This is a genomic window from Dendronalium sp. ChiSLP03b, assembly GCF_034531165.2.
GTDB lineage: Bacteria > Cyanobacteriota > Cyanobacteriia > Cyanobacteriales > Nostocaceae > Dendronalium > Dendronalium minutum.
Map to the genome: position 1 here is coordinate 12,329 of NZ_JAVRBR020000119.1, position 12,920 is coordinate 25,248.

9 protein-coding genes are annotated in these 12,920 nt (G+C 39.1%); 5 read left to right on the top strand and 4 right to left on the bottom strand.

Annotation, left to right across the window (positions count from 1 at the left end; genetic code table 11):
• The first annotated feature begins 303 nt into the window (after positions 1 to 303).
• The gene (locus RMY31_RS26475; protein ID WP_322659870.1) at positions 304 to 1,080 is read left to right on the top strand and encodes a GNAT family N-acetyltransferase; all 777 of its coding nucleotides are present in this window, start codon (positions 304 to 306) and stop codon (positions 1,078 to 1,080) included.
• A 65-nt stretch (positions 1,081 to 1,145) separates the two neighbouring features.
• Here RMY31_RS26475 and RMY31_RS26480 read toward each other — a convergent pair whose 3' ends face one another.
• Complete coding sequence (locus tag RMY31_RS26480; RefSeq protein ID WP_322659868.1) at positions 1,146 to 1,670, bottom strand: DUF1772 domain-containing protein; 525 nt, start codon at positions 1,668 to 1,670, stop codon at positions 1,146 to 1,148.
• A 525-nt stretch (positions 1,671 to 2,195) separates the two neighbouring features.
• Here RMY31_RS26480 and RMY31_RS26485 point away from each other — a divergent pair.
• Positions 2,196 to 3,848, top strand: a complete 1,653-nt coding sequence (locus tag RMY31_RS26485; RefSeq protein WP_322659866.1) for a glycosyltransferase family 39 protein — start codon at positions 2,196 to 2,198, stop codon at positions 3,846 to 3,848.
• Positions 3,849 to 4,129: 281 nt separating this feature from the next.
• On the opposite strand, the gene RMY31_RS26490 is transcribed toward RMY31_RS26485, so the two are convergent.
• A complete protein-coding gene (locus RMY31_RS26490; RefSeq protein WP_322659864.1) occupies positions 4,130 to 5,641 on the bottom strand; it encodes a peptidoglycan-binding protein in 1,512 nt (503 codons plus the stop codon).
• A 497-nt stretch (positions 5,642 to 6,138) separates the two neighbouring features.
• Between RMY31_RS26490 and RMY31_RS26495 the strand changes: the two genes are divergently transcribed.
• On the top strand, positions 6,139 to 6,270 hold the full coding sequence (locus RMY31_RS26495; RefSeq protein WP_409878515.1) for a hypothetical protein: 132 nt from the start codon (positions 6,139 to 6,141) through the stop codon (positions 6,268 to 6,270).
• A 272-nt stretch (positions 6,271 to 6,542) separates the two neighbouring features.
• Here RMY31_RS26495 and RMY31_RS26500 read toward each other — a convergent pair whose 3' ends face one another.
• On the bottom strand, positions 6,543 to 7,028 hold the full coding sequence (locus tag RMY31_RS26500) for an SH3 domain-containing protein (protein WP_322659861.1): 486 nt from the start codon (positions 7,026 to 7,028) through the stop codon (positions 6,543 to 6,545).
• A gap of 181 nt (positions 7,029 to 7,209) precedes the next feature.
• A complete protein-coding gene (locus tag RMY31_RS26505; RefSeq protein ID WP_322659859.1) occupies positions 7,210 to 8,724 on the bottom strand; it encodes an AAA family ATPase in 1,515 nt (504 codons plus the stop codon).
• 216 nt (positions 8,725 to 8,940) lie between these two features.
• On the opposite strand from RMY31_RS26505, the gene RMY31_RS26510 reads away from it, so the two are divergent.
• Both RMY31_RS26510 and RMY31_RS26515 read left to right on the top strand, forming a co-directional pair.
• Positions 8,941 to 9,738, top strand: a complete 798-nt coding sequence (locus RMY31_RS26510) for a PD-(D/E)XK nuclease family protein (RefSeq protein ID WP_322659857.1) — start codon at positions 8,941 to 8,943, stop codon at positions 9,736 to 9,738.
• Between the two features lie 233 nt (positions 9,739 to 9,971).
• Positions 9,972 to 12,761 (top strand): NACHT domain-containing protein, encoded by a 2,790-nt coding sequence (locus RMY31_RS26515; RefSeq protein WP_322659855.1) that lies wholly within the window; start codon positions 9,972 to 9,974, stop codon positions 12,759 to 12,761.
• Positions 12,762 to 12,920: the final 159 nt, after the last annotated feature.

Below are 12,920 nucleotides of genomic sequence, written 5' to 3' on the forward strand. Positions count from 1 at the left end.
TGTGAGTTTCTTCGCTGACTGGAATTGACAGAAAAATTTATGTATGCATTAGGAAAATTCTGTATCTTATTGCCAGATTTTTTTAAAATTCAACCCCATAATAAAAGCACCATACCTCCTAAATTTCTCAGCTTCAAACCTCTACTACAAGGATATGGAATATAGTTTTCCCCATATCTCTGTGTAAATCTGTTCTCTGAAACTGCACAAATCACGCTTTGATACGTTGATGCACAATATGTTCTATTTGTGCAGCATGTAAATCCTAGTAGGATATTTTTGCACATCTAAAGTTGGAGACAGATGGAAATTTCTTATCGCAACATCAATTACCCACTTAGTCTTCCTTCGCCCTTTACAGATTTTCCCGTACTTCAAACGGACAAATATATCCTACGGCTTGCCTCAACAGTAGAAGAATTAGAATCAATTTTTCGCTTGCGATTTGAAGTTTTTAATCTGGAACTAGGCTTGGGATTATCTACTTCTAGCCTTACTCAGAAGGATTGGGATAAGTTTGATGCCGTTTGCCATCATTTGATGCTCATTTCTAAACATACGGGTAAAACGATTGGTACTTATCGGATGCAAACCTACACAATGGCTGTTCAAGGGTTAGGCTTTGATGCTGCTGATATGTTTAATCTAGATCAAATTCCGGATTCTGTATTGCAAGCGTCTGTAGAAGTTGGACGTGCATGTATAGCTAAAGAATATCGCAATATTCAGGCACTTTTATTACTCTGGGAGGGGCTAGCTAATTATCTCATTTGGAGTAGTAACAAATATTTTTTTGGTTGTGCTTCATTACTTACCCAATGTTCTAGGCAAGCTGCTTGTGCTTATCAATATTTTCAGCAGTATAAGTTGATGCATTCCAGTATTTTGATTTATCCCAATTCAGAGTATTATCTAGAAATTCCCCAAGAATATCCGGATGTATGTGATGTTGAAATACCTAATATTATCCAGGCTTATTTGAGTATCGGAGCCAAAATATGCAGCTTGCCAGCTATCGATCGCCAGTTCAAAACTATTGATTTTTTAACTATATCTAATATTGAAGACTTTACGAGATGATATTCTCCTATTTATCTTGTAAAGTAACGCATTTTTTCTCATTGGTTTCTCAGAGTAGCACGACTTTAAGCTATGCGATCGCGCGGACAGTCTTTTAAGCTATCAATCCGGGAACGATTTACGGGAATTTCAATGAGTATAGAGAAGACAAGTGCGCTGAACGCCAGCAGGTGCAGAACAAAACTAGCCGCGTGGGAGTACTCCCATTGCTCTCGCAGCCGCATCCAATCCGTAGGCAGGGATTCGAGTGTAGAGTTGCGAAACACAATATTTGCAGGCTCAGTAAATAGGTAGAAAACAACAGGAAAAGCTAGCAATAGACAGACTGTTGCTGTCAAAGTCAGATAAAAGACCTGGCGACGCTTACGTACAAGAAACGATAACACAGCCGTCGTGAGGATTGCGCCCAATGTCATGAATGCACCAATACCTGGCCCTCCGAATTGCTGATACAGGGAATTTTGAACTGTCACATAGAGCGACCCATCGTAATTCATTTTCGCTGACAACTCCAACACATGGCAAAAGGTCATTCCCATCAGAAGTGCAGTGAGAATAATCGTTGTGAAGCGCCACATTCTGAGAAACATTGCCGTCCTCCAAGTAAAGCTGAGTGCGGTATGGTATGTGTGAAGTGCGTAGATGACTATAGCAAACGGTACAATTAATATTCGTAACTTGTTGTCGCAACATATGGTATCGGTCTGACGTTAGAAAGTTAGTTCGCGATTAAATCAGCCTGAAGTTTTAATTCCCTATTGCATAGGTCAATTTCAGAATTTTGGGATTTTACTAGCTTGCAGTATCTAACCAGACTGTGACAAATTATTTTTCAGGCTTAATAATAGTAAAGTATTTTTCGCCAACTTCTAAAGTAGGGCTGTCAATGGCGCGATCGCACCTCATCCAGATGCTTAATTCGACTGGGTGATTTTGAACCACTTTTTGAGAAAACTGGGTATGTCAAATTAGTAAAGGATGTATATTTTCTTGAACAAGCTAACTCAAAAACTGCCTGTATCAAGCATTGTTCTGTGTCTTGAAAAGTTGCTACTTTTGCGCTTTACCCAAGACCGCACTTTTCGCTATGTCTGAATTACGAATTATGAATTATTATGCGGCATCTCACACTCATTCCGAGTTGGTTGCGGTTTTTGATTGTTGTTTTATTGGTAATGGGCATATTGTTTCGCTTTTGTAACTTAGATGGCAAAGTTTACTCAGGTGATGAAACTTATACGTCATTACGGATTTCTGGTTACACAGTAGATGAAGTTAAGCAGCAAATATTTGATGGCAGTGTAATTAGTCAAGAAAGTTTTACCAAGTTCCAAAGTCCTAATTTGGACACAGGTGTTAGCGAGACAATTATGTCTATGGTGAAAGAAGACCCCCAGCACCCACCGCTTTATTATCTAATAGTTAGATTTTGGGTAGAAATTTTTGGTAACTCAGTAACGGTCATTAGGAGTTTATCTGCTTTCATTAGCTTGTTGGTTTTTCCTTGTATTTATTGGCTATGCCGAGAATTATTTGATGTGCCGTTATCGCTACCTGGTGTTGCGATCGCACTGATGGCAGTCTCTCCTATTCAACTCATATATGCTCAAGAAGCACGAGAATATATTCTTTGGTTAGTCACGATAATTATATCTAGTGCTTCACTACTGCAAGCAATCCGCCTAGAATCAAAAGATAAAAATGAGTTAGAAAAAAGACAGCAATCACCAGACCGTTTTACCACCTGGGGAATTTATACAGTAACTTTGGCAGTCAGTCTTTATACATGTTTGTGGAGTGGATTTGTTGCAGTCGCTCATGGAATTTATGTCATTACAACTGCAAGATTTCAACTGACTGAAACTGTCAGAGCTTATCTTTTAGCGTCTGTTATGGGGTTTGTAGCCTTCATGCCTTGGATGGCGATTTTGGTGGCTGACTTTTTTCAATTTCTGATTTCAGCAGATGGAACAACAACGCAGCTATCTCAGATGCCTTTAATTCCATTTTGGTTAATGCAAATCAGCCGGATTTTTTTTGATTTAGATTTGAGCTTAAAAAAGCCTGTAGGATATTTAATCTCACCAATTTTTTTAACTTTGGTGGGATATGCAATTTATTTTCTTTGTCGAACCACTAATTACAAAGTTTGGTTATTTATTGTGGCATTGATTATAGTACCAGCACTACCATTAATACTTCCTGATTTAATTTCTGGGGGTATACGCTCAAATCCTGAGCCATATTTAATGCCATCTTATTTAGGTATTCAACTAGCTGTTACTTACCTGTTAGCTACACAATCATATAATAAAAACTTATCATGCCGCAGCATGTGGTACATGATTGTGGCGCTAGTAATTATTTGTGGACTGGTTTCTTGTAGGGTTAGTTACCAAGCAGAGACTTGGTGGAGTAAGGGAGTGAGTTATGGTAATCTACAAGTTGCTAAAATTATCAATCAGGCTGAACGCCCACTTTTGATTAGTAATTCTGTGGGTATTAATTATGGTAACGTCTTTTCTTTAAGCTATCTTGTGCAGCCAAAAGTGCGATTTCAGTTGGTGCAAAATCAAAGTATTCCTAACATTCCTAATAGCTTCACTGATGTTTTTATCTTAAATCCTGCAAAGAGATGGCACAAGCAAATAGCAACAAAGTATAAGTCTCAAATAAATATTGTTTACAAGGATAGCTATTATTCACTCTGGAAATTAGCACAACCTCGTACCTCGCGCCAACGTGTTATACCAATTCGTAATTCGTAATTCGTAATTCGTAATTCGTAATTCGTAATTAAGAAAGTCCCATTTAGTCTGGGTTTCTGGGTTTGGATCTGTATCATTATTTTTGGGAAATGGTGTTAGTCCACGCCGTAATCGATTACCCAGTAGTTGACAGCAAATAACTCAAAAAGAGTAGCGGTCTATCGCAAAACTTTTGATAGGTTTGTAGTGAGTTAGCGGGATCTTGCAGGTTTCCACGCCACTTGCCTTAAACACATTTAACCTAGGGAACGATGGAGAAAGATTTATTTTTGGGATTCCCCTTAAAAGTATTGCACCCGTGCATCTAAACCGTTTGAGCGTAACATGTTAGAGACTCTTTCAGCGGCTATGCGATCGCCAAATTCTCCAGCATTGACATAATTCCCTAACCGAGAATTTTCTGGAAAAGCAAAAGGTACATACACACGTACTCTGTTGAGAGTATCGTTATTATTAACAGGCACTACAACTACATAGCGATTGTTACCCGTAGTATTACTGGCACTTGAAGTGTTTAAGCCTAATGTTTGCCAAGTCTGACCATTTACTGTGCCTGTGGCATTGAGACTGTTAGATTGTTGGAATGCGATTACACTTGTTCTTGTGTATTCGTCGAAATAACCATCAGGGCTGCCATTAAAGAAGCCATATTGCGATAATCGCTCTTGGACTGCTCTGACATTCTCTCCCTTGTCGCCTACTGTGAGAAAATCTCTGGTTGGTTGAGTAGCATATCTACTTCCCCAGACTCTGCGTACTGTCTCTAAGACTTGTACATTGGCACTGCCATCAGCATATATGCCATTACTTCGCTGGAATCGAGCGATCGCATCCCTTGTCAAAGGCCCAACAGTACCAGTAGGATTAGTCTTAAAGTAGCCCAAATCTCGCAGATATTGTTGTAAATCTTTCACTTGCTGCGTCGAGAGACTACTTCTGTTGGGAAATGGAGAGTTACCTAATAGTGCATCCCAAGTTTTTTGATTGGCAATTCCAGTTGCAGGTATGCCAGCATTTCGCTGGAATGCAATCACAGAGTCTTTGGTAATGCGTTTAAAATTACCAGTGGGATTAGGACTAAAGTAGCCTAACTGCTTTAAACGCTGTTGTAGCTTTGTTACTGCTGGCCCGGTGCTACCTTCTTTGAGAACTGGATACTCACCACCTACACCAAGGCGACTCGATATTACTTGTTGAGTTCTGGTACTGACAATACCATCAGCGCTAATTCCAGCAGCTCGCTGGAATCGGATTACTGCTTGCTGAGTTTCTGAACCAAAATAGCCTGTGTTCGGGCCGTTAAAATATCGTAACCGCCCCAAATCTTGTTGTAGCTTCGAGACTGCCGAACCTCTGCTACCAAGTCGCAATCCGCCACTCGTATTCCTACTAGGGATGCGACTCTGGCAGGCTTGTTGTAAAGCTTGTTGAGTACCACTACCTACAATTCCATCAGCAGTTAGTCTTTTGGCTTGCTGGAACCTAATTACAGAACTCCGAGTTAAGGTAGCAAATTTGCCTGTGACAGGGCCGTTAAAGTAACCTAACTTTTTTAAACATCTCTGAGTCTTTGCAACTTCCGAACCATTACTTCCTTCTTTTTGAAGTGCTAAAGCTTGTCCAGCGATACTTAAGATTCCAATCGTTAGTGCCACAGGCAAAAGCCTCATCATAGCGGCGCTAGAAAGCTTTTTCCACTGCCAAAATTTGAAATTCACTCTAATGGGAACAATTTCGATATTTTCAGATGCTTCGTAAACTGAGGCGAGGTGAAGATGAATAATGGCTTCCATAATTTTTGCAGCAATGTTTGGGCGATCGAAATTTGTTGTTGCACTATTTACCAGACACAGAACTTTGCTAACTTTTTTATGTCAGCGAATCGCTGAAAACCTTTATTTAAGTTTTGAGGTAGTTAAACCACTCTTCCTGCTCTGGTTAAGTAGCTATCTCCTCGTGATTTCACTTGATTGCTTCAAGCTGTAACCACAAAAGAATATACCACTTTCTCTGTGTTTCTATTGTGATATTTGTTTTAATTTTAAGTAATTATTTAGTATTTTTAAGTAAAAATATTTACTTTGATTGGAGAAATTTTCCAATAAATATTAGGTAATATTTAAAATGAAATTTATACTTAGTAAAATTTGTATAAATACAGACTTAATATGTCTAAATCTCTGAATGACCTAGTCATTACTCCAGACGATCCTGAAGGCTTTGAAGTAAACTGCCTCATCGCTCGAATGTATCAGGAACCGCACAAATATTTGGTTATCGCTAATTGTATTTGGAAACAGGTATCCGACAACCTGCGGCAATTCAGCTGTATGAAGCAGCAGGTTATCAACGGATTGCACTTTATGGGCGGTATGTAGGCAATTTGCTGAGTGTTTGCTTTGCAAAACAGATTTTAGAATAGTCCCCGATCGCAAAAATCGTTTGATTAATTTTGCAGGCTTTAAAATTCTCCGCGTCCCCGCGTCTTTGTGTCAGCTTTAACCGCTCAAAACTTTTGCGACAGACCAGTAGTAAGGTGTGTTGCTACAAACTGACAGTAAATTTTGCTCTGCCTCCTTGACGGTAGAAAGAGTATTACTTGAAGGAATAGTTAATGCAATAAGAATTTTACGATTTATTACTGTGAGAATAAAAATTCAAAATGCAGAGTCTAGATTTTGCTCGTGTTGCTGATTATTCGTCATCTCGTTGAGTATTACCTACTTTTACCCAACCTTCTTGTTTGCTACCTTCTACACGAATTTTTTGCCAGGCTTTATCTTGGCTTTCTTCCAAGACGATAATCTTTTGATTAAAACCAACGCCGCCGATACGTTCAGCATCTTGGTTGGGTTCCGATCGCAAACTCAAGCCTTGAGACCAAGTAACACGTCCTCGATAAGCTCCTGGTGGCAATTCCGTAGGAGATTCTGTAGGGGAGGCAGAGGGAGTTGCACTAGGAGAAGGTGTAGGCTCTTTGGATGAAGTAGGCGAACTTTCTGTATCAGTCGCTTTGGGTGATTTAGTTTGCAAAGAGGGGCTATCGTTAGCAAAAATTGGTTTTGCAGGAGGAATAGCAGTTCTATTCATGAAATAGAGTGCAACTGCAACGCCGCTACCGATTAAAACAGCCAGCGCCAAGAAAAAGCCTAGTATAAATTTTAGTAAACCTGAAAGCATAGTTAAGACCCGATCGCCAATAGTCAATAGTTAATAGTCAATCGTCAATTGTGAATCGTCAATGGTTAGTTGTTAGTAATAGAGACGCGATTAATCGCGTCTGTACAGAAGTTAAGAGTCAGAGGTCAGTTGTAATTTTTCTCCCCTAGCTTTCTCTACTCTCTTATCCTGCTAATTATATTTATTGCAACTGCCGCTGAATGCGATCGCTTAAAGGACTGTGTTTTGAGGCTAAACGCGCTCTCCCAGCCGCAGCCCATTCTTGTAGTTGCTGAATTTGCTCTACAGCAGTTCTTGCTAGGGGTATGATTTGACTGGCAGCTTCTAAAATGTCGTCGGTGGTAAAATCTCGGTTTTGGCTAAATCCAATATGCATCGCTTCAATTAAAGTTTGCTCAATCTCTGCGCCAGAAAAATCGGGGGTTTCGTATGCTAGCCTGTCGATGTCATAAATCTTCAAGTTATGAGGGCGCAATCGGGATAAATGAACGTTGAAAATTGCTTTTCTCTCTTCTTGAGTCGGCAAACCCACAAAGAAAATTTCATCAAAGCGTCCCTTGCGGAGCATTTCCGGTGGTAGCGCTTGGATGTCATTAGCAGTGGCAACAACAAACACGGGTGAGGTTTTTTCGGCTAACCAAGTAATAAATGTACCAAATACGCGACTAGTAGTGCCTGCGTCACCTTTGCTACCAAGTCCGGAAAAAGCTTTATCTATTTCGTCTATCCACAGAACACAGGGGGCAAGAGCTTCAGCTACTTGGATCATTTGGCGAGTGCGGGATTCAGATTCACCCACTAATCCACCAAATAACCGCCCTACATCCAATCTTAGCAGGGGTAAATGCCAGTGATGGGCGATCGCTTTGGCTGTTAATGATTTACCAGTCCCTTGAATACCCACCAACATTAAGCCACGGGGATGCGGTAATCCATACTGACGCGCCCGCTCAGTAAATGAGCCTCCCCGGCGGATCAGCCAGTCTTTAAGGTTATCTAATCCCCCAATGTCAGAAATTTGCTCGGTAGCAGGGTAAAAATCGAGAATTTGAGTTTGGCGGATTGTTTGGCGTTTTTCTTCTAGCACTAAATCTACATCTTCTGGTTGGATTTCGCCGTGACTGGCGATCGCCCTAGCCAAAACTCGACGAATCCGCTCCATAGAAAGCCCTTGACAAGAGCGTACCAAGTCATCTAAAACTTTGCCAGAAAGAGAGTTACCAGTGCTTTGTAGTAAACGTTCCACCTCCGTTTTAATTTCTGGGGCGGCGGGTAAGGGAAACTCGACAACCGTTAAAACTTCAGTTAAGTCGTCAGGAATGGCAATGCGTGGCGACAGCAACACAATATTTTTCGGTTGTGACTTGAGGAGTCGGGCGAGATTGCGGAGTTTGCGAGCGATCGCCACATCTTCTAAAAAGCGATGATAGTCGCGTAGAATCAAAACTGCTGGCGCTGAGGCTGGTAATTTTTCTAAGAATTCCAAAGCTTGCAGGGGATTACGTCGCCCAAATCCTGCATCATTGGGATTACCTTGATAGCCATCGACAAAATCCCAAGTATAGACTGGACGATTACCTTGATTTGCCGCTTCTTCCCGGATAGCTGCTTCTAAGCGTTCTTCTTCATAGGTAGGAATATAAATCAAAGGATACCGGGCACGTAGCAGCAGTTTAAACTCGTCGCGGAAGGTCATGAATTTACTCCTATCAATCTGACGAACTCAGGCATTTTAAAAATTAAAAAGCAAACAAAAAAGTTTTTCGAGTTAAATTACTGTACTAATCTCTACTGTCTCTATTAAACCTCTTGCCAAAGTCATTAATTCGGTTAGTAAAAAGCAGAAGTCATTCTCTGCGTCCCTGCGTCCCCCCATCCTCTCCCGATGAGCGATCGCTTCTAAAATAGAAGAATGCTCTCAAATCAAACTCAACTATTACGATTGTCTCAAGGACAGCTGAACTTACTTGAAGCTTGTCCGCGTAAATTCCAACACACCTACTTAGAGCAACTCAGTTCTCCGTTAAATCCGGAACATGAGGAACGGCAAACTTTGGGTAGTCGCTTTCACTTGCTGATGCAGCAGCGAGAAATGGGTTTGCCAATTGATAGTTTTTTAGAAGCAGATGCTCAACTACAAAGCTGGATGGCAGGTTTTGCCAATGCAGCCCCAGAAATTTTAACACCTGCGGATAATCAAACTTTCCGTGAAAGCGAACACTACCGAACCCTGCAAGTTCAAGACTATTTGCTCGTGGTTGTCTATGATTTATTGATTGCAGATAAACAGCAAGCGCAAATTATTGACTGGAAAACTTATCCTAAACCCCCAAGCAAACGCAAGTTAGAACAGAACTGGCAAACGCGTCTTTATATGTTTTTGTTGGCTGAAACTAGTGAATACTTGCCAGAAAATATTTCTATGACTTATTGGTTTGTCCAGTCTCAAGGCAAACCAGAAAATATTAAATTTAATTACAATACTGCCCAGCACCAGCAAATAGATAAAAAACTTCAGAAACTTCTAAATCAGTTAACTATTTGGCTAGAAGGCTATCAAAAAAACCAGCCATTTCCCCAGGTGAGAGATGGCAGCAAAGTCTGTGATTATTGTCAATTCGCCCCACGATGCGATCGCACACAAGCTACTGAAGAAATTGCGAATAATTCGTTGCCAAATATTGACAATATTCAAGAGGTATCACTTTGATATTCGATGAATATCGATTATAGTAAGTAACAACTCAGGTAGAAATTGTATTTTGTAATAAATGCTATGTCTTGCAAGTGAAATTACATATATACACATAGCTTGCAAATATATTGTATATTAAAATAATACAGTTAATTTATATGTGTAACTGAAAAGTTGCCATTAAATAATAAATACAGCCAATATATATTTGTAAAAATTTACAAACAAATATATTATTTATACTAAGTATGCTAGATAGTTCTATTGGATTCTTCGAGAAGCTGCTAGGGGGAGTAATTCTAGCACCAGTAAAAGATAAGATTGGTAATTATCTCAACCAGAGAAATGTGGAACGTAAGATAGGCGAATGTGCTGATGTTGCAGGACAACTGCTAGATAATTACTTTCAAAGTGAAAAGTTAACTAAAATTCGAGTAGAATTAGTTCTTTACGAAGTCCAACAAGCAATTAATGTATCCCAAATAAATGCTGAACTGCTTGCATCGGCATCGCTGAAACCAGAAAAACTAGTTAACCAAATTTTAGAAAAATATCCTGTTCCTCAATCCATAAAAGAAGAAGGGTTAGAGTTTCCGTTTGAAAACGCTCTTCAGGTATCGGCAGAAAGACTCTGTGAAGTTGCATTGAGTTTTGCTGATTGGGAAAAAGAAGGTTGGAAACGAAACTTTGACGGAATCGACAAGATTTTAGAAAAATTGAACGAAATTATTGATAAAATTGGAAGTGGTGGAGAAGGCTATGACGAAACATTTGAGAATCAATATTACAGGTCATACCTATTACGAAAACTTGCAAGGATAGATGCTTCTACCTTACGAGCATCTTCTAGTGTTTCTCTAGATTTAACGACAGTTTTTGTAGAGCCTGATGTTATTAGTATAAGTAAATTATTCCAAGGACAAGAAACTAAAGCTCAACAAATTGAGTGTTTGATTTCGCTTGAAGACGAAAGACAGAATTTCATATCCCCTGAAGAAAGTAAAGATAAGAGAGTACCAGCAGAAACATTTATCCCAGAACACAAAAAATGTGCAATTGTAGGTTTGCCAGGGAGTGGAAAAACGACTCTATTACAACATCTTCTTTTGGTTGCTGCGAATCGTGACATTTTATTTTGTGAAACCAAGGGTGTAGTACCTGTTCTTGTGAAAATACGAGAGTTAGATTTCAACAACTTACCAGGAGCAGATAAGTTGCTACAAGCTGCTGAAGGTAATCAAGTATTATCTGATAAGTGTCCTGGTTTTTTGGAACGTCAGTTAGAAGCAGGTAGAGTTCTGCTTTTAATTGATGGACTTGATGAAGTCATACCAGAAAAGCGTCAAGCAGTAATGGCATGGATAACAGCTTTTGTAGAAATGTATCCGAATTCGAGATATGTCATTTCTTCAAGACCTGCTGGCTATCAATCAGAAGAATTTCAAAAGCTAGGTTTCACCGAAGTCACACTCTGTAACTTCACCTCAGACCAAATTCGTAAATATGTTCAACGTTGGACAACAGCTATTGAACTATCTGAAAGTAAATCTCCAGAAGAAATTGAGCAAGCAAGTACTGAAAGTGCTGACGCACTTGTTGAAAGCGCTCAAAGTAACCCTTATGTCCGACGAATTGCTGCAAACCCTCTAATGCTGTCCACACTTTGCTTGGTGCAAAAGTATGAAGGTGGCAAATTACCTAATCGTCGAGTAGTTTTGTACCAAAGGTGCGTTGAAGGCTTACTATTTCATTGGGATCAAAAACGAGGTCTTCCAGAAGCTATCTTAGGATTGCCACTTCCTCGCAAGATGTTACTGCTACGTCGGTTAGCTATTGAAATGCAAGTTGAAGGTGTAGCTGAGATTGAAGAAAGCAAGATTGAGCAATCTTTTATAAATTCCCTTGATGAAGTTGGCGAAAAAGCAGATGTGAAGCAAATACTAGCAAATATTCGGGATAGAAGCGGATTGTTAGTAGAACGCAGACCAAATATTTATGGCTTTTCTCACTTAACATTTCAAGAATATCTAGCTGCACTTTCCATTAAGGAAGGAGACTATAAAGAGGAAGGTAAAAACTACGATCGCTTTTTTCTCTTTTCTAAGTGGTCAAATCCTCAATGGTCAGAGGTTATAGCTCTTTATGCTGGAGTTGCTTCAAAAGATTCAGTAGAAAGTATTTTAAAAACACTGATTCAAACCAAGAATCCAAAAGCTGTGATCTTAGCAGGAAATTGTTTAGCTGCTGCTGAAAATCCTGGATTAGTAATTCAAAAAGAAGTGATCAATGAGCTTTTATCCTTATCTGAAATAATAGAAAATTCCGAAACAACAATTGCCAAAATAGATAGTATTCTTAATACTCTCAATAAACAAATTGTAATGACACAGGCATTAGCAGCACTGAGTAATTTGGAAGTTGTTCACTCCCTAGTTTTCTTATATGGACATAAGAATAGTAGCTGTGTAGAGAGGTTATTAAAAGTAGGAGTAAGGATACTAACAGGAGAGCAAAAACCTGCTAGATGGGATTACTTTGTATCTTTAATTTTATTAGAAATAAAACACTATGATGCAGCCGATGCTCTTGGTAAACTCGCAGATATAGCAGTACAAAAGTCTTATTCAGATAGCAGTTTAGGCGTTTTATCTGGTTTTTGGGATAGCAACTTTTGGAGATTTTTTACAGTAGAATTAACACAACTACCTGGAATTTTAAATTTTTTCAATGAAGAATCCGCACTAGAAACTCATATCAATTTGTGTAAGTTTATTGCTGTAGTAACCTCAGAAAATTTTTTTAGTAAACTAGTGCAACAAGAAAAAGTTAACAGTTTATTTTTCGATCTTCCCTTTTGGCGTACTAGAAGTAATGTAGCGTTCAATATGCTGATTAAAAAAATTGAATATTTAGAACAACACGATGACCATAGCCTGAAAGAACACGCAAAACAGGCAAGTACCAACTTGTGTTGGTGTATATCACAGATGGAAAGATTGAGGCAATCTTCCGAGCAAAAAACTGATAAAGAAGAATAGACAGAAGAGTGAAGCTTTACTTTAAATTAATACTATTCATTTTTTAGTTTTGCACTTTCTAAAGTCAGTCATACATAAAAAATTAATAGATAAAATAAATTTTTATAAACTGAGCTTGTATAGTGGATTGCATCTGAATTAAATACACGGTTGGGGTAG